Annotated in this window: 24 protein-coding genes; 1 reads left to right on the top strand and 23 read right to left on the bottom strand. The window is 38.3% G+C overall.

Features of this window, described 5'->3' with window-relative positions:
• Window positions 1–114 precede the first annotated feature (114 nt).
• Complete coding sequence (gene msrA / locus ACN6MV_RS14245; RefSeq protein ID WP_076194248.1) at window positions 115–627, bottom strand: peptide-methionine (S)-S-oxide reductase MsrA; 513 nt, start codon at window positions 625–627, stop codon at window positions 115–117.
• A gap of 162 nt (window positions 628–789) precedes the next feature.
• Between msrA and ACN6MV_RS14240 the strand changes: the two genes are divergently transcribed.
• Window positions 790–1,698, top strand: a complete 909-nt coding sequence (locus ACN6MV_RS14240) for an aldo/keto reductase (protein ID WP_419886592.1) — start codon at window positions 790–792, stop codon at window positions 1,696–1,698.
• Between the two features lie 61 nt (window positions 1,699–1,759).
• Here the strand turns inward: ACN6MV_RS14240 and ACN6MV_RS14235 are convergent, their stop codons facing one another.
• The 22 genes from ACN6MV_RS14235 to ACN6MV_RS14130 all read right to left on the bottom strand — a co-directional run bounded on the left by ACN6MV_RS14235 (window position 1,760) and on the right by ACN6MV_RS14130 (window position 15,669).
• Window positions 1,760–2,566 (bottom strand): class I SAM-dependent methyltransferase, encoded by an 807-nt coding sequence (locus tag ACN6MV_RS14235; protein ID WP_419886591.1) that lies wholly within the window; start codon window positions 2,564–2,566, stop codon window positions 1,760–1,762.
• Between the two features lie 56 nt (window positions 2,567–2,622).
• Entirely contained in the window at window positions 2,623–3,252 is a 630-nt protein-coding gene (locus ACN6MV_RS14230) for a class I SAM-dependent methyltransferase (protein ID WP_419886590.1), read from the bottom strand.
• Window positions 3,253–3,326: 74 nt separating this feature from the next.
• Window positions 3,327–3,725 (bottom strand): RrF2 family transcriptional regulator, encoded by a 399-nt coding sequence (locus ACN6MV_RS14225; protein WP_042127470.1) that lies wholly within the window; start codon window positions 3,723–3,725, stop codon window positions 3,327–3,329.
• A 107-nt stretch (window positions 3,726–3,832) separates the two neighbouring features.
• Window positions 3,833–4,360, bottom strand: a complete 528-nt coding sequence (locus tag ACN6MV_RS14220; protein WP_042127468.1) for a GNAT family N-acetyltransferase — start codon at window positions 4,358–4,360, stop codon at window positions 3,833–3,835.
• A gap of 33 nt (window positions 4,361–4,393) precedes the next feature.
• Complete coding sequence (locus ACN6MV_RS14215) at window positions 4,394–4,798, bottom strand: hypothetical protein (RefSeq protein ID WP_042127466.1); 405 nt, start codon at window positions 4,796–4,798, stop codon at window positions 4,394–4,396.
• A 67-nt stretch (window positions 4,799–4,865) separates the two neighbouring features.
• Window positions 4,866–5,663: a DUF817 domain-containing protein gene (locus ACN6MV_RS14210; RefSeq protein ID WP_042127464.1), complete on the bottom strand. Its 798-nt coding sequence runs from the start codon at window positions 5,661–5,663 to the stop codon at window positions 4,866–4,868.
• Window position 5,664: 1 nt separating this feature from the next.
• A complete protein-coding gene (locus tag ACN6MV_RS14205; RefSeq protein WP_042127462.1) occupies window positions 5,665–5,871 on the bottom strand; it encodes a helix-turn-helix domain-containing protein in 207 nt (68 codons plus the stop codon).
• Between the two features lie 10 nt (window positions 5,872–5,881).
• Window positions 5,882–6,355 (bottom strand): DUF2975 domain-containing protein, encoded by a 474-nt coding sequence (locus ACN6MV_RS14200; protein WP_042127460.1) that lies wholly within the window; start codon window positions 6,353–6,355, stop codon window positions 5,882–5,884.
• 203 nt (window positions 6,356–6,558) lie between these two features.
• Window positions 6,559–6,774, bottom strand: coding sequence for a helix-turn-helix domain-containing protein (locus ACN6MV_RS14195; RefSeq protein WP_042127458.1), 216 nt, complete (start codon window positions 6,772–6,774; stop codon window positions 6,559–6,561).
• A 10-nt stretch (window positions 6,775–6,784) separates the two neighbouring features.
• Entirely contained in the window at window positions 6,785–7,267 is a 483-nt protein-coding gene (locus tag ACN6MV_RS14190) for a DUF2975 domain-containing protein (protein WP_419886589.1), read from the bottom strand.
• A gap of 219 nt (window positions 7,268–7,486) precedes the next feature.
• The gene (locus ACN6MV_RS14185; protein ID WP_419886588.1) at window positions 7,487–8,686 is read right to left on the bottom strand and encodes a hypothetical protein; all 1,200 of its coding nucleotides are present in this window, start codon (window positions 8,684–8,686) and stop codon (window positions 7,487–7,489) included.
• Window positions 8,687–8,710: 24 nt separating this feature from the next.
• Entirely contained in the window at window positions 8,711–9,160 is a 450-nt protein-coding gene (locus ACN6MV_RS14180; protein WP_419886587.1) for a hypothetical protein, read from the bottom strand.
• A gap of 60 nt (window positions 9,161–9,220) precedes the next feature.
• The gene (locus tag ACN6MV_RS14175) at window positions 9,221–9,556 is read right to left on the bottom strand and encodes a hypothetical protein (protein ID WP_419886586.1); all 336 of its coding nucleotides are present in this window, start codon (window positions 9,554–9,556) and stop codon (window positions 9,221–9,223) included.
• Window positions 9,553–10,239, bottom strand: coding sequence for an ATP-binding cassette domain-containing protein (locus ACN6MV_RS14170; protein ID WP_419886585.1), 687 nt, complete (start codon window positions 10,237–10,239; stop codon window positions 9,553–9,555). The genes ACN6MV_RS14175 and ACN6MV_RS14170 overlap by 4 nt, the downstream gene beginning before the upstream one ends.
• Window positions 10,236–10,646, bottom strand: a complete 411-nt coding sequence (locus ACN6MV_RS14165; protein WP_375102839.1) for a GntR family transcriptional regulator — start codon at window positions 10,644–10,646, stop codon at window positions 10,236–10,238. Before ACN6MV_RS14165 ends, ACN6MV_RS14170 begins: the two co-directional genes overlap by 4 nt.
• A 234-nt stretch (window positions 10,647–10,880) precedes the next feature.
• Complete coding sequence (locus tag ACN6MV_RS14160) at window positions 10,881–11,144, bottom strand: CDP-alcohol phosphatidyltransferase family protein (RefSeq protein WP_081954080.1); 264 nt, start codon at window positions 11,142–11,144, stop codon at window positions 10,881–10,883.
• Window positions 11,145–11,152: 8 nt separating this feature from the next.
• Window positions 11,153–11,815, bottom strand: coding sequence for a uridine kinase family protein (locus ACN6MV_RS14155; protein WP_419886584.1), 663 nt, complete (start codon window positions 11,813–11,815; stop codon window positions 11,153–11,155).
• A gap of 40 nt (window positions 11,816–11,855) precedes the next feature.
• Window positions 11,856–12,092 carry a DUF3977 family protein gene (locus ACN6MV_RS14150; RefSeq protein WP_375102837.1) on the bottom strand — a complete coding sequence of 79 codons (237 nt, stop codon included), beginning with the start codon at window positions 12,090–12,092 and terminating at the stop codon, window positions 11,856–11,858.
• 155 nt (window positions 12,093–12,247) lie between these two features.
• A complete protein-coding gene (locus ACN6MV_RS14145; RefSeq protein WP_341112605.1) occupies window positions 12,248–12,904 on the bottom strand; it encodes a CatB-related O-acetyltransferase in 657 nt (218 codons plus the stop codon).
• 174 nt (window positions 12,905–13,078) lie between these two features.
• Entirely contained in the window at window positions 13,079–13,546 is a 468-nt protein-coding gene (locus tag ACN6MV_RS14140; RefSeq protein ID WP_419886583.1) for a DUF2691 family protein, read from the bottom strand.
• A gap of 119 nt (window positions 13,547–13,665) precedes the next feature.
• Window positions 13,666–15,162, bottom strand: a complete 1,497-nt coding sequence (locus tag ACN6MV_RS14135) for a malate:quinone oxidoreductase (RefSeq protein ID WP_419886582.1) — start codon at window positions 15,160–15,162, stop codon at window positions 13,666–13,668.
• A gap of 246 nt (window positions 15,163–15,408) precedes the next feature.
• The gene (locus ACN6MV_RS14130; RefSeq protein WP_339290956.1) at window positions 15,409–15,669 is read right to left on the bottom strand and encodes a hypothetical protein; all 261 of its coding nucleotides are present in this window, start codon (window positions 15,667–15,669) and stop codon (window positions 15,409–15,411) included.
• Between the last annotated feature and the right edge of the window lie 171 nt (window positions 15,670–15,840).

The following is a 15,840-nucleotide window of genomic DNA, read 5'->3' as shown; positions in this document are numbered from 1 at the left end:
AGAAAGTATGTAGAATTTAAAATAAATAAAATTTGTATATGATGCAAAAAGAGCATCCATAAGTCACAAACGACTTAAGATGCTCTTTTTACTTTAGAAACACTATTTAAGTGATTACCAGTGTTTAGCGATAAAGGTATCCCGTCCGGATTGCTCTCGATCCTCTTTATAATGCTTGGGATTCTTGTGATGATAGTCCTGATGATACTCTTCCGCTCGATAAAAGGTTGGCGCAGGAAGGATCTCCGTCACGACGGGTCCTGAGAATCTGCCACTGACAGCCACCTGCTCCTTCGAGGCAAGGGCTGCTAAACGTTGTTCTTCGTTATAGTAAAAGATGGCTGTCCGGTATTGTGTTCCTCTATCCTGAAATTGTCCACCATCATCCGTGGGATCAATCTGAGGCCAATATAATTCAAGCAGCTTCTCGTATGAAAAAAGCGCCGGATCAAACGTAATTTGTACCACTTCGTAATGTCCTGTTGTTCCTGTTTTGACTTCTTCGTAAGTTGGGTTCTCGGTTAATCCTCCAGCATATCCCGATACAATCCCTTGGATACCTGGTAACTCCTCAAACGGTGTAACCATGCACCAAAAACAACCACCTGCAAACATTGCTTGTTCCATATGTTCAAGTCTCTCCCTATCCATCATCATCTAGTAAATAACATATGCTATGACGATAATCCTTATAGGTTATAAAGTCAAAGGAAATAACCATTAATATTCGAATTCAATGCATTAAAACGTTATAATATGATCATCAACGGAATTAGAAAGGAATAACCTATGAATAAAAATCGCTTGGGTCAGTCCGATTTGTATGTAAGTGAAGTAGGACTCGGGTGCATGTCCTTAGGTACGGACGAGGCAAAGGCCATTTCCATCGTCCATGAAGCGCTCGATCAAGGCATTAACTTTTTAGATACAGCCGATCTGTATGATGAGGGTCGTAATGAAGAGATCATTGGTAAGGCGATTCGTCACCGCCGTGAAGATGTAATATTGAGTACAAAAGTGGGTAACCGCAGAATTCCGGGTCAAGAAGGCTGGAGCTGGGATCCATCAAAATCCTATATTAAATCCGCAGTCAAAGACAGTTTAAGACGCCTCCAAACGGATTATATCGATCTGTATCAGCTGCATGGCGGAACGATTGATGATCCGATGGATGAGACCATTGAAGCCTTTGAAGAACTTAAACAAGAGGGTCTAATCCGATATTATGGAATCTCTTCTATTCGTCCTAATGTCATTAGAGAATATGTAAAAAGATCAAACATAGTCAGTGTAATGAGCCAATACAGCATCTTAGATCGACGGCCTGAGGAAGAAATTCTCCCTCTGCTGGCCGAGCATGGAATCAGTCTAATTGCCCGAGGTCCTTTGGCGGGTGGCATTCTTTCGGAGAATGGCCGCAGCAAAGCAGAGAAAAAGTACTTAGATTACAGTAGTGATGAGCTTCTACAATTGCATGATCAGCTTTCGCAACAAAAGAGTGACTCTCGAACCCTAGCACAAACGGCACTGCATTATCCGTTAGATCATCCATCTGTGGCAGTTATTATCCCAGGAGCGAGTAGCATGGAGCAATTGAAGAATAATGTAACGGCTGTTAAGTCTCCCCCTCTAACTTCAGAGGAAATCGAAACGATCCGCGGGTTGAGTAAAGCAAACCGCTACACACTGCATCGGTAAGACAATCCATCATTTTTGTTGCGCAATAAAAGAGCGCCAGTTAAGAAACTGGCGCTCTTTTTTATTTTCTTTTACCGATGTATAACAAATGTGACGAGATGCCCAAGATTGAGGGATCATTTGCTTTAGATATGAGAAAGTTAATCAAGCTCTCTTCCCCCTCTTGGTGAGTCCAATACTGCTGCTGTTCAGCAGTTAACATGGCTGCAATGCTTGATGATCCAATTAAATCTATCGACTCAAATCCATTCGTTTCCATGAAAGGCTGAATCTCATCAATATTAAAATAATAAGCACCTGTAAACCGGCCCTTGTCACTATGATTAAAGATTCCATTCTCAAAGAATTCATTAATGGTGTTCATATTGTCGTTCGGTTTCCACTGCTGCGGGGATTGTAAGGAATTAATGGTCATTCTCATTCGACTTTGAAAAGCCACAAATACTAGACCGTCCTGTTTGGTCACGCGATGCAACTCTTTTACAGCTAAAATTCGTTCCTCTTCTTTTTGCAGATGATATAAAGGACCAAGCATCAATGATACATCATAATTCTCATTAGGTATTCCTTCTAAATCAATAGCATTTAAGTTATGAAACCCGTCAAATTGCTCAGTTAATTCTAGTTCAGCTGCCTTTTCCGTTGCTATTTCAACCAATTTAGGTGTTATGTCTGAAAGGGTTACTGTATATCCTAGCTTAGCCAGTTCCATCGCGTATTTACCGGGTCCTGCGCCATTATCCAGCACCTTCCCAGCTGACGGCATATATTTCTTGATATAATGAAGATTAATAATGAACTCTAAAGGTTCTCTATCCAGCCTGCCCCACTCGTCAAAGCTTGAGTAATAATCAATAATATCGCTCATCTACATAACACCTACTTTCTTTTGAAAACTATTATCTCCGATATACCAAATTTATACTATAGTTCTTTCTTACATTTTACCATTATAAAATTTATTGAAGGTTTATTGATCATGTCCTTGTGCGGCTCGTCAATTTCAGAGAACTCAACTAGTCCATAGGTTTCAAACTCTTGTGTAATGGATTCAGCATCATAAAAAAATATTTTTACGCCATACTCTGTCTCGTAATAATTTTTATCCAATAGAGTACCTTTTCCAAACATGGGGGCTTTTTTTGAAACCGTTGTAAAAATCATATAACCACCTGGCTTTAACTGGTTGTAGCAATCCTTAATGAACTTTTCTCTTTCACTTTTATTCAACAAATGAATAAGACCATGGCAAAATATTCCCTCATAGAGGTTATTATCATAAGGCATGTCATTCACTGAACCATGAAAAATGCTAATATCAAGCCCATTTTCTCTCGCCAAATCAATCGCGGTTTGTGAAATCTCAATACCTGTAACTTTTATTCCACTCTCAACAAAAACCTTTGCATTTCTACCATATCCAATACCCGGTACCAATATGTCCTTAATGTTCTTTTCAAGGAAAAAGTCTTTAGTGGCGATTGCGGAGTCTGCAGGTTCAAATCCCCACATCGTTTGTTTTTCTATAAAGCTTGATTCCCAGAATTCCGTCATATTTCATTCTCCTTTATATTAAAGTTATTACGGACTTATATTATCTTTAATTGTTTCCAAAAAAGAACGGATCATTACTCCGTCTTCATTGTTTTCGCCAAATCTGCAATTTTCTTGTTCTCCAAGTACTGCTCCATCTGTCTTTCAGCGTCAATCACAACCTGTTGAATCAGGCACTCGCTACCGTGATCGAGGCTACATTCGAATAAAGATGCAGTCCCTTCGATCGCATGGATAATATCCAGAAAAGAGATCTCTTCGGACTTCCTTCTGAGACGATAGCCACCGTTTGCGCCGGGTGCAGATTGAATCAATCCAGCCTTCACTAGCTTGGTCATCATTTTGGACAGATAGGTTTGTGAAACACCCAGCTTCTCAGCAAGCAATTGAACACCTACGGGCTTATCGGACGCTGCCGTCACCAGATACAGCATTGCATGAAGCGCATAGTCTGTCGCTTGGGAATATTTCATTAAGCACCTCCATTAACGACTTTGAAAATCCATAATAACTCTAATCATTAAAAAAGACAAGCATATACAATGTGTGCCATCAGTTACCCAAACTGTATTAGTATAACTTACAATTTGCTCTGTAAATCTTTAGTTAAATAAAGTAATAGATCATCATCGACCATGACGGGTTGTCCTGGTATGACAGGAACATTATTATACATCATTCCTCTACCGTCTAAAATGTAACCGCGAGCAGTATACATTCTTTGCGCATTACCGTAATCCTTATAGAGGCCTACCCCTAACCCAATAAATCTAAAGTCCTTAGCCGCAATACGTTCTAATTCATCAAACAATTTGCTCGCAATCTGCTTTCTTCTATACTCGGGAAAGATATTCAGATCGTTAATTTCCGGGATGTGATCCTCACGAAAAAAAGGATATTTTGATTCATAGAGTAAATGGCAACATCCTGCTACGGAATCATTGTAATGCGCAATTAAGGTTACCCTTTTATTCGTTTGATTCTCTTTTAGACATTGACGATAGTAATCTCCGCGTTGATACCATCCAAAGTGTTCAGCAAATTTAAAATCTAGGATTTCAGCTTCTTCGATTGTGGTAAGCCTAGTAATGCTTATTACTTCTTTCATCTTTTCCCCTCCATCTCTCAAGTTCATACGACTCTATTTAGTTTCCCTTACAATAGGCTCCGATGTTGAAATAATATCAACGACATGGTCAATACAACAGATCCCATAATGCTTATACGGTCTTACAAAATCCTTTGATGCGAATATTCCATAAGAAATAAAATCAAGATACCTTGATTTCTTATAAATCCTAAATGTTTTTCCGTCAAATTCCTCATAATCATCCCTAGAAGTAAAGAATTCATTTCTAACCGAATATGCAATATAGGAGTGAAAATCCACTTGTATTATTGGAGAGCTCTTTTCGTTAACCATAAGTGGCTCAGTGATATCACTAGCTTTGCTTTTACAAAAAGATAGCCTTAGTTGATTTACCTCTGGCTCTATTAGACCAAAGAAAAACACATCCTGCAATTCTTTTAAATCTGTATAATTCATCTCATCGCCTCCTCATCACTAATTTATTCTCATGCCATGTTCTACGATTTCTTTTGAAGCTGATACGCTACTCTTTCACTTTACGGTTAGCTTTTACATGCTTGAGTTGAGCAACTATAATGACACTAATAATAACCAGAAGGAACCATGAACTGATCTTACTGACACTAACCACATGCCATACCTGATTCTGATCAGGATATTTCCAAGCATTAAAGAATGTAGCGATGTTCTCAGCTAACCAGATGAAAAAACCTACTAAGAAAAATGCCAGTGTCAAGGGCATCCGATAAGTAGTGGTTCGTACCCGATAAATGATCCAAGTTTTCCAAAAAACAATGAGTACAAGCCCCTTTAGCCACCAGCGAAAATCAGGAATGAAGTGATGCGTGAAAAAGTTCAGATAGATAGCTGCTCCGAGCGACCCAGCAGCAGCAAGTCCCGGCCAACCGGTCATATCCATCTTCAGTCTACGCCAAATTTGACACATATAGCTCGCTACGCTCGCGTACATAAACCCGCTATACAGTGGCACTCCAAACACCTTGGTTAGCCCGGGTTCAGGATATGACCATGACCCCATTCTTATCTTATAAATTTCCAGCAATAAACCAATAATGTGAAATACACAAATGACTTTAATTTCATCTAGCGTCTCTAATCCAGTACGGTACATAAGATATTGAACGGTAAGCAATATAATAAGAATGGCATCATATCGGTAAATGTAAGGCAGATCTATTACGTTAGAGAGCGCTAAAGTCCCAAAGATCGCAATAGGAAATATGCAACTCATCGCCTGATGGTAGCCAAAATGCAGAAGCTGCGTTATTGATTTCAATGATGCTCTCTCCTTTCCAGTCATGCTACTCTTTTCGGTATTCTAAAATATCTCCAGGCTGACATTCTAAAGCTTTACAAATCGCATCAAACGTCGATAATCGGATCGCTTTTGCTTTTCCATTTTTCAATATAGAAAGATTAGCCATTGTAATGCCAACCCTTTCAGTAAGCTCTGTAACGCTCATTTTCCTTTTAGCTAACATCACATCAATATTCACTATAATCGCCATTGTTTTCTCCTCAGACGGTTAGGTCATTTTCTGATTTTATTTCTATGGCATTTTTCAAAAGCTTTTGAAGAACAGCAGCAAAGACCGCAATTACAATTGGAGCACAAGTCATGACAAGTCCGAGTACTATTAAGCCTGGTGCATCAGCTTCCTGTGCCATTTCGTAAATAAGTGGCATACCCGCCGCATATAAGATACTGATGATGATTGCACAGTAAATTATATTTTTTAAAGCCTTAATGGATAATTCTGAGAACGCTTTGTTCTTGTCTATGAAGCTTAGAAGTCTTAACGCCTGATATAAAGCTACAAAATAGGCTATCACCGTTACATACACCCCTATAAGAACGGGATAAACCAAATACACCGGATAATCTCCAGCTGCTTTGTTAGGTATCGTAGGTAACCAAAAAATACACAAAGCAAGAACCGGAAGTCCAATCAGAATTACAACCATCTTTAAAAAGAGTGTTTCTCGTTTCATAAGCTGCACCTCACAAAGTTAATAATCTGGATTCAATTTATCATATAATTTATCGTAATTCAATATATTTTGATTGTATAACAATTATTATTTATCATTAATACATCCCCTATTATTTTTCACCTCTAATTATTGCACATCAAAAAGGCCCCCTTCTCATAAAGATTGAGAAAAGAGCCCCGCCTCTACTATTCATTTATTTCTTAAGTCTCCTCGTCACTTTTATATTCTAAAATATCGCCAGGCTGACAATCTAAAGCTTTGCAGATCGCCTCTAATGTTGATAATCGAACCGCTTTCGCCTTTCCATTTTTCAATATAGACAGGTTAGCCATTGTTATTCCAACCCGCTCCGAAAGCTCGGTCACGCTCATTTTTCTTTTAGCCAGCATCACGTCAATATTAATAATAATCGCCATTGTTTTCTCCTCAGACTGTTAAGTCATTTTCTGATTTTATATCAATAGCTTCCTTCAAAAGCTTTTGGAGCACCGCAGCAAACACTGCAATCACCATGGAAGCAAAAATCACAACCACCCCAATGACAATGAACCCCGGGGCATCATCTCTCTCCGCGACGAGATAGAAAAGTGGCAATCCCACAACATAAATTCCACTGATTGCAATTGCACAGTTCCTGATATTTTTTAATACCTTTACAGATAATTCTGAGAAAGCGTTGTTGTTGTCAATATACCCTAACAGTTTGATCGCTTGATACAATGCAAAGTAAAAAGGTATCGCCGATGTATATAAATCAATGTACAAGAGATATTTAATATAGGTTTGATCAGGGTATAATTCTGCTGCATAATTCGAAATCGCAGGCACGAAAATTATACACAACGCAAGAACTGGAAGTCCAATAAGAACAACTGCTATCCTTAAAAAAAGCGTTGATCCAAGTTTCATAAAACACACCTCACAAAGTTATTTTCAAAATTGAATCTAACATATAGTTTATCGTTTTACAATATATTTTAATCGAAAAATAGTGTTTAATGACTGTTATAAATTTCACGACTAAAAGGCCGAGCTAATTGACTATTAAAAGTCATTAGCCCGGCCTTTGTCACCTTTTCATATCTCTTTATGTCTCTTTATATTTAATTTTTTATTCTAAAAACAATGCTAGAACTGACCGAGATCGATAAAATTCAAATCCATGTTAGCTTCATCTTCAGCCTGATTTGCGGCCTCTGTTGATATTACTTTTCCTTCGTACTCAAGGTTACCGCTTGTCAAATTGAATACATATAGACGATTACCTTTGAAATTCTTATAACCCATAATATAGAGATGGTCTTGTTTAAAAGCATAGGTAATGTTTTCACTTAAATCTATAGTTGTATTCTTCAGAATAGCCTCATATTCTTTTCTCACGAGATCGTAAGAAATAACAGTGAATCCTATATTCTCCTTACTCGACACGGCTTTTTGCAGGAAATAAATTTTCTGTCCATAGGTATACATAATATTATTCAATAACATTTCATGCCCTTGGAATGTGAGTGGAGTGATTTGTCCTGTCTTAACATCCACTTGATATGCCTTTCTATGATTATCTCTACTAATCCTTAAAATCCATTGCTCAGTGTGCTCCAGATTTTGATTGGCTAGCCATGCATATTGAGTATCCCCGTCTGCTGCTACAGATTTACCGCCTGGTAACGCGAGCGGCTCATTCTTAATCTCTTTTGTGGCTAGATTGACACGGAGGATCTGCGGTTCAGAAACATAACCTTTGGCACTGTGATTCATAAACACCATAGCAACAAGCTGCTGATCAATAAGCTGTACATTTTGTACATACATATCTGAAATATCTTGATCTACATTGATATCGGATGTGATTTCAAGCGTATTGTTCTTCTGCTTGTTGAGTACAGAAATACTAAGCTTTGCATATTTCTTCGCTGATGAATCATTTGATCGCTTCGTATCTACTGTCGCTTTAACATAAGCAAGCATTTCCTCATTCTCATAGAAACCAGATGTGTTTGTCTTACCGCGCATGAACTGACGATGCTCTTCAATCCACTGATCCAATTGCGTTTTCATTGGTCTTCGATTTAAGCTTTGGCTAATTGCCGACTTTTCATCTGGATAATCTGTACCATTTGTCGTGATATAAGCTCTTTTGATACCAAAAGTACTATCCTTAATCACGTAGTTTCCGTATACCGCTATACCTTCAACGAGGGAAGCATCCCCTTGAACCGTCGTCAGCTTATAATTAGGTGGTGTCTCTTGTGAAGCTTGCACATAATACGTCCCGATTGTAACAACCGCGAACACTACAAGAACGGCGGTAACCATATATTTTCTCATTTCCTAACCTCCATACCCCTTCAATTATACCGATATTTTTTTACGCAATAGATACAAGCTGTACCAAAGCGAACCTCCAACAATGATCACTATTAATCCGAGACAAGCGCCTATGATTTCACCTGGATAGAAGTAGCTATCGTAACTGCTATAACCCATAAGAAAAGGTATTGAGGCTAGTCCAGCCAGAACCGCTAAATATAGTACGATAAAGCCAATCCCTTTCAGTCTGTAGCTCCGCTCGATTAGAATCACTGTGAACAAGACGATCAAGCCAATAATGCCCAGTCCATAGTATAGTAAAAACTCAGAAAAGTAAGGCGGAACCAGAACTTTAAGCACAGTAGGATACTTCAAAAAATCAAATACCGAGATGTTCCGATATAATTCAGCAGGAAGAATCGACTGTGCTATCAAACGCTCCAGTGGAACAAGGATAATTTGCAGGGCGACAAGTCCAAATGCGAATAGCAAGATCGTAACCAGCTTGGCAAAATACAAATTCGCCCGATTGGAGGGCAACGTGAGCAGGCGTTATACTACCGTATTTTTACCTCTCCAGTCGCGGTACCAAATGAAGCAGCTATATATCAGCAACACTGTGATGCTCAAAAATATGGGTCCGAAATATAGAAGTCCATTATAGCGAGCATACATCATACTGTTTAGCTGAATATTTCCAGTCACATTGTGATATTGCTCAAGGGTCCATTGATTCACTCTCATTGCCTCATTCGCAGAATCCAGCCAATGATTAGCACCGAGGGTGACTGCTACAAGTTGCAAGGCGACTGTCAGCAACATGAGTCCAATATATATTTTGGCAAATCGGTTCATTTCAAAATTCAATAGCTTCACAAAAGCTCTCATTTTATGTACACCTCTCTCATTACGTCCGTAATGGACTTACCTTCTTGCTCGCGAACTTCTTCACAGTAGAATTCACGTTCTACCTTCCCGTGCTGTAGCAAGACCGCTTTATCAATTAAATGCTCAATATCGTTAATTTCATGAGTTGTAATAATCACACCACGATCCTCGATCAATTCACTCGTGAACACATCAGTAATTTGCTCGCGGCTGAACATATCAATCCCCGAGAACGGTTCGTCCATTAGGATGTAATCACAATCCAAGGCAAGTCCGAGCAACAAATTTAACTTCGCAGCCATCCCCTTTGACAATGAGGATACGCGATCTTTAGAGCTCAGTTGGAAGAACTTAAGCAACTCCTCTGCACGTTCAGCGTTCCAATTCCGATAAAAGTCAGCCATAAAGCTGAAGCAATCAGCAATTCGCATATTGGAGGGCATCGTTAACGAATCTGGAATAAAAGTCATTTTCTCATACATCGCAGGTGTTAGTGATGCATTATCGATTAAGACTTCACCTTTGTATGGTGTCAGTCCCATGATGGACTTCAGCACCGTTGACTTTCCGACACCATTGATTCCGATCAGGCAGGTGATCTCTCCCTTGGCAGCAGTAAAGCTAACGCCATTTAGTACCTTCTTGAATCCATAATTCTTCACCATCTGATTCACTTGGATCATCTTGTGTCACCACCCTCTGGAGATCGCTCTATTGTATATTTTGTCTTTATGATGTCTACCAGTTCTTCAACTGGAATTTGAATATTTCGAATGGAACCGATGAATACATCCACTGCACTTTCGATTAATTCAGCACGAATCGAGCTTAGTATTTGCTGATCCTGTGTAATTCGACTTGGGGAATTTCCTTCTGTTACGATCAAACCCTGTTCCTCCATTTCCTTATATGCCTTCTGTGCCGTGTTCGCATTAATCTTCATTACTGATGCCAGTTCACGCCGTGAAGGAATCTTGTCTCCTGCTCCGATTTGCCCTGTAGCAATCTGTTCTTTAAAGTAACGGACAACTTGAATATATACCGGTTCACGAATATTAAAGCTGACACCTGATTTTTGTTCTTCTGTCATACAACCAACTCCATATACTAAGTGTGTGTACTAAGTGGTTCATACATCTTACTTATGTACTATACGTGTAATACACTTTTGTGTCAATAGTTCGGATTTGAGGTTAGACTTGGCATACACACGCAAGGGCAATGGGTTTATTTACAGTGAAAAAAGGCGAATTCTTACTCGAAATGGAGTGAGAATTCGCCTTTATCTATTTGGTTGCGTTACTCGGCAACCTTTTTATCGAGCTCATGCTTCTAATTTTAAAAAACGATAGTTATTTCTTATGTAGTTAAATCCTGAATAGATAGTTATGACCAGTGAAATATAGATTAGGATTTGATTGATAGGTATATTCGTAATCACTTCCCTCGCTACAATAACTAAAGCAACCCATGCGTATAACATCTGCTGACTTACCAGTAGAATCAACGCAGCAGAAATGGGCAACTTATCCGCTAATGGATCAAGTAACTTTCCAAGGTTCGTAACCTGATTATACTTCCTTGCAATATACCCATCTAGTTTGTCGGTGGCTTTTCCCTCCTACATTCATTTTCAAGAATATAACCTTCATTGGAATTTTTTATAATGATATCAAAGTTTCGATGAAAAGGATGCATAAATAACTCATATTGAATTCTACGGTCTTCATGTGATTTCCTTAAATATTTGATGTCTGTTCCTCTTTCAGAGACATCACGTATACTCCTTCTCATCAATTCAGTGTCTCCATCCGTATATAAGTAAACCTTCAGATCAAACAAATTCGGGTCTGCAAAAGCAACGCTCATGCCCTCTACAATATTCACTCTGTTTTGTGAAGTTATCATTGTACTCTTTAAATAATTGGTGTCTATTGTATAAAAATCTAAACCATCTCGCATCATTCGGATGTCTCTCTCTAGAGCAGATATATTATGAGCAGAAGGATGACAAGCTGTCATTTTATTACGATGACGTTCATTGCTATATTCATAATCGATTACAGTGTACTTTCTAAGATGTGAGCCGATAATATAGGGATCAGTATTCATATAATTCACCTTCTCATGACCCAGACGCTTTAAAAGATTATGGGCAAATGTTGTCTTTCCAGATGCACCATGACCCGAAATCCCAATAGTAACTCTTTTTTCCTCACTGCTTATCAAATTGGTTATTTCATTTAATATTTTATCCATAGTTTCCTCCATCTTGTCGTTATATGTATGCTCCTTTATTCTAGAGACTTGTTATACCAAAAATAATCTTAAACGCGTTATAACTTTTCTTACTTATTTTAAAACCTTGTTTTAAGTCTAGGACTACTACAGTTTTACCAATCCAAATCCTGAAATATAGAGAATGGAACCTTACCGGTTTCACAATTCCTTTTTCTTCAAATTCATTTCCATCCTCTAACTCCGTTTCGGTTCTAATAAACCATGTATTGCCTAGACCAAATTCAATATATTTCATATATCTAGCACACTTTCCTCCTAAGAGATTAGATGAGCCCATTCATATTATCATACTAATTAGGATTAATCTGGTAAAGAACAATTATTGTTAAACTGCCTTAACTGATAAAAGAACAGGCTGCCGAATAATTTCGGCAGCCTGTTCTGATTGTGTTATGAATTTATTTCCCTTAGATAAAACTCATATAATTGATCAATCGATGAACTTGAAAAGATAGACGTAGCTTGTTCAATTTTCTCACGTTTCCAATCAAACCAACGCATTTCCTTTAACTTTTCGATTTCACGATCTGTAAATCGTTTTCTAATCTCTTTAGCAGGATTGCCACCTACTATTGTATATGGTGGAACGTCTTTTACAACAACCGAGCCTGCCGCAACAATAGCACCTTCACCTATTTTCACACCTGGCATAATCATTGCATTCATCCCAATCCAAGCATCACTTTCTATGATCGTATCCCCTTTGGGTTCGTAAGAGGTTTCAATCTGGTCCACAAAAGGATACACGGTAATCCATTCTGGATGATGATTGTGATTTCCACCCATTAAAATAATTACACCACTTGCAATACAAACATAATTTCCTATAATCAATTTATCTAAATGCCACCCAAAATCTTCGATCGGGTTAAATAACTTTCTTGACGTTTCGTCTCCCCAAAGATATCTGACGCACCCGTCTTCAAAATGATGATTATCGTAATACCCAGAGTAGTACGAGTAATCCCCTACCTCAATCATTGGGTTGGTGACAATATCCTTTAAATACTTCGTTTCTGACCAGTGGTTAAACAACTGTTGTTTCATTCTTTTCCCTCGCTTCTAAGTAATTTATAGCATTTATACTTAGAAGCTTGATACAGTAGCGACATTCTTAAACCGTTTCAAACGACGAACCATCGTCCTCATCCTTTTCCTAATTGATGGGGCCATTGTAACAAACGAATGATTTGTTCGTCAAATCAACCTTACGGTTTCCATCTACCATATTGATAGTCTTGTTCTGAAGTCATTCTCATTCGTAATGTACTGAACATCTTCAAATCCATTTGAAATTGCGTTATGGTACAGTGCTTCAAGCTTCCCTTGGTCTTTACAATAAACTGTAGCATATTCACAATCGACGACTAAAAGTACAAGCTGGCAATCACTATTTAAGAACTCCTCATAGGTCTGAACATCAATTACATCCTTCTCTCGTAGAAAAGCCTTGAAATTCGCAAAAATGATATAGTATTCGTTATTCTCCAACAGTTCTTTCAGGACTCTGCCGTCCATACCATATATGTCTTCATGGAACATGAGCTCCCCTAATGTATCGTTTTGGATAAAATAAGACTCCTCGCCACCTATATACCAATTGAATGATTCGATATTAAATGGCTTTAATAGATCTCCAAGTATTTTCCCGTATTCATTAGGAATCTTAAAAATGATGCCTCGTTTCATGTGCACTCCCCCTTCTTTTTTTTCGAATTCCCTAAACAAAAAACCTATGAATGAAATCCATAGGCTTTCTTGAAGAAAATATCTGTCAATTATCATACTTTCGAGCGATTGATCATTGCTTAACTATGCACTCGCTCTTTTCCACCTAGCCCCAATGTAGTTGCCGTTAATGTGTGCACTTCTTGCAAAAGCTCTGGATTTTCCAGTAGTGATAAGCCATAAGAAGGAATCATTTCTTTAATTTTCGGTTCCCACTCTTTTATATGTTGAGGGAAACATTTATTAAGTACTTCAAGCATCACGTGAACAGCCGTAGAAGCACCTGGAGAAGCTCCTAGTAATGCTGCAATCGAACCGTCTTCTGCGCTAATTACCTCTGTACCAAACTGAAGGATTCCTTTGCCGTCATCTGTATCTTTGATAACCTGCACGCGTTGGCCTGCTACGACTAAATCCCAATCTTCGATTTTAGCATTCGGAATAAACTCTCGTAATTCTTCCATACGCTTTTCTTTCGATAACAACACTTGCTCGATCAGGTATTTGGTCAAGGACATGTTCTTTGCACCTGCCGACAGCATTGTTAGGAGATTATCCGGTTTTACGGAAGTTATCAAATCAAACATTGAACCGGTTTTTAGAAATTTTGGTGAAAAGCCGGCAAACGGTCCAAATAGCAATGATTTTTTGTTGTCTATAAATCTGGTGTCCAGATGCGGAACAGACATAGGAGGCGCTCCAACCTTAGCTTTCCCGTAAACTTTTGCATGATGCTGCTCGATAACTTCTGATTTATTACACACCATAAATATTCCGCTAATCGGGAATCCTCCAATATGTCTCCCTTCAGGAATTCCGGACTTTTGCAGGATATGCAGGCTTCCTCCGCCACCACCGACAAAGACAAATTTTGCAGTATGGTGTTCGATGGTTCCGCTGTCGTTTTTCACTTTCAAATCCCACGAGCCATCGCTAGTACGTGTAATTCCATCCACACTATGTTTATAATGAAGGTCAACATTCTTACTCTTTAAATGGTCAAATAAAATGCGCGTTAAAGCACCAAAGTTAACATCCGTGCCAGTGTCAATTTTTGTTGCTGCTATAGGTTCATTCGATGGACGGTCTTTAATAATAAGTGGTATCCATTCCATTAATTTACTGTAATTATCAGAGAATTCCATTCCCTGAAACAAAGGATTTTTTGATAGCGCTTCAAATCTTCTCTTCAAAAAAGCAACATTTTTCTCACCTAATACCAAACTCATATGGGGCAATGGCATGATAAAGTCCTGCGGATTATGTATCAGCTTACGATTTACCAAATAGGACCAAAATTGCAATGAAAGCCGAAACTGTTCATTAATTTGGATAGCTTTACTTATATCTACGGTTCCATCGGATTTTTCGACAGTGTAGTTAAGCTCGCAGAGCGCCGCATGTCCAGTTCCTGCATTATTCCATTCATTCGAGCTTTCCTCACCTGCATTTTCGAGCTTTTCAAACACTTTAATCTTCCAATCCGGCACTAATTCTTTTAAAAGTGTTCCTAAAGTCGCACTCATGATTCCAGCACCAATTAAAATGACGTCTGTTTCAGTTGCACTTTTGCCCATTATTACCATCCTTATCCCCTGAATTTTGCAGAAAGGATGTGGGCGCTCCTTCTTAGGCGTCACACCTTTTCTGTCTCAATTATACCCTTATCCGAGTGTATTACAATTATTTATAAATTTAATATCTACTATTATATGAAAAAAATAAATTATTTAAAAGCTTGCAAAAAAGAGAGAAATAAGTCCTCCAGGTTAAGGAACTTAAGCTACAGCCATAAACCCGCTTCTTGCAAGGATTAATAACAGTTAAGCATTATAAATAAAATAAATGAACATACTGCCCGCAGCAGCAAGATCAACAATTGTCCATAAGAAGCTTTTTCGAATTAGCATGAGTAAAGCAGCGATCACACTAACAAAACAAGCAATGAGCATAATAAAAAAGGTGGTGAATAATCCACCAGAAAGAAACATCAGTACGTATAATATGACAAAGATAAAAACAATGGTCTGCACAATGGAAATTAGTTTGGTGTTCGTTCTAATGTTCTGTAGTATTTTCTCCATATTGTATGCACCCTCCAGATATCTTGCTGTTAATAACCTATACTTACTTTAGATTATTCCACTAAGGAGAATTAATCAAATCTATCTTCCTCTGCAAGTCGTAGTCTTCTTAGTGTTTAACCAAATGTGGGAAGTCCCTAAACACGAAAAAGCTGTCTCATTTGTAGATAA

It is taken from the genome of Paenibacillus sp. B-A-8 (assembly GCF_048572915.1).
In the GTDB taxonomy this organism is placed as follows: domain Bacteria; phylum Bacillota; class Bacilli; order Paenibacillales; family Paenibacillaceae; genus Paenibacillus_AQ.
Note: the sequence above shows the minus strand (reverse complement) of the source record. Positions and strands in the feature narration are given on the sequence as shown.

Excerpts from the sequence above, each read along its gene's own strand:
- msrA (WP_076194248.1), bottom strand. The coding sequence starts at position 627 with ATGGAACAAGCAATGTTTGCAGGTGGTTGTTTTTGGTGCATGGTTACA.
- ACN6MV_RS14240 (WP_419886592.1), top strand. The coding sequence starts at position 790 with ATGAATAAAAATCGCTTGGGTCAGTCCGATTTGTATGTAAGTGAAGTA.
- ACN6MV_RS14235 (WP_419886591.1), bottom strand. The coding sequence starts at position 2,566 with ATGAGCGATATTATTGATTATTACTCAAGCTTTGACGAGTGGGGCAGG.
- ACN6MV_RS14230 (WP_419886590.1), bottom strand. The coding sequence starts at position 3,252 with ATGACGGAATTCTGGGAATCAAGCTTTATAGAAAAACAAACGATGTGG.
- ACN6MV_RS14225 (WP_042127470.1), bottom strand. The coding sequence starts at position 3,725 with ATGAAATATTCCCAAGCGACAGACTATGCGCTTCATGCAATGCTGTAT.
- ACN6MV_RS14220 (WP_042127468.1), bottom strand. The coding sequence starts at position 4,360 with ATGAAAGAAGTAATAAGCATTACTAGGCTTACCACAATCGAAGAAGCT.
- ACN6MV_RS14215 (WP_042127466.1), bottom strand. The coding sequence starts at position 4,798 with ATGAATTATACAGATTTAAAAGAATTGCAGGATGTGTTTTTCTTTGGT.
- ACN6MV_RS14210 (WP_042127464.1), bottom strand. The coding sequence starts at position 5,663 with ATGACTGGAAAGGAGAGAGCATCATTGAAATCAATAACGCAGCTTCTG.
- ACN6MV_RS14205 (WP_042127462.1), bottom strand. The coding sequence starts at position 5,871 with ATGGCGATTATAGTGAATATTGATGTGATGTTAGCTAAAAGGAAAATG.
- ACN6MV_RS14200 (WP_042127460.1), bottom strand. The coding sequence starts at position 6,355 with ATGAAACGAGAAACACTCTTTTTAAAGATGGTTGTAATTCTGATTGGA.
- ACN6MV_RS14195 (WP_042127458.1), bottom strand. The coding sequence starts at position 6,774 with ATGGCGATTATTATTAATATTGACGTGATGCTGGCTAAAAGAAAAATG.
- ACN6MV_RS14190 (WP_419886589.1), bottom strand. The coding sequence starts at position 7,267 with ATGAAACTTGGATCAACGCTTTTTTTAAGGATAGCAGTTGTTCTTATT.
- ACN6MV_RS14185 (WP_419886588.1), bottom strand. The coding sequence starts at position 8,686 with ATGAGAAAATATATGGTTACCGCCGTTCTTGTAGTGTTCGCGGTTGTT.
- ACN6MV_RS14175 (WP_419886586.1), bottom strand. The coding sequence starts at position 9,556 with ATGAGAGCTTTTGTGAAGCTATTGAATTTTGAAATGAACCGATTTGCC.
- ACN6MV_RS14170 (WP_419886585.1), bottom strand. The coding sequence starts at position 10,239 with ATGATCCAAGTGAATCAGATGGTGAAGAATTATGGATTCAAGAAGGTA.
- ACN6MV_RS14165 (WP_375102839.1), bottom strand. The coding sequence starts at position 10,646 with ATGACAGAAGAACAAAAATCAGGTGTCAGCTTTAATATTCGTGAACCG.
- ACN6MV_RS14155 (WP_419886584.1), bottom strand. The coding sequence starts at position 11,815 with ATGGATAAAATATTAAATGAAATAACCAATTTGATAAGCAGTGAGGAA.
- ACN6MV_RS14150 (WP_375102837.1), bottom strand. The coding sequence starts at position 12,092 with ATGAAATATATTGAATTTGGTCTAGGCAATACATGGTTTATTAGAACC.
- ACN6MV_RS14145 (WP_341112605.1), bottom strand. The coding sequence starts at position 12,904 with ATGAAACAACAGTTGTTTAACCACTGGTCAGAAACGAAGTATTTAAAG.
- ACN6MV_RS14140 (WP_419886583.1), bottom strand. The coding sequence starts at position 13,546 with ATGAAACGAGGCATCATTTTTAAGATTCCTAATGAATACGGGAAAATA.
- ACN6MV_RS14135 (WP_419886582.1), bottom strand. The coding sequence starts at position 15,162 with ATGGGCAAAAGTGCAACTGAAACAGACGTCATTTTAATTGGTGCTGGA.
- ACN6MV_RS14130 (WP_339290956.1), bottom strand. The coding sequence starts at position 15,669 with ATGGAGAAAATACTACAGAACATTAGAACGAACACCAAACTAATTTCC.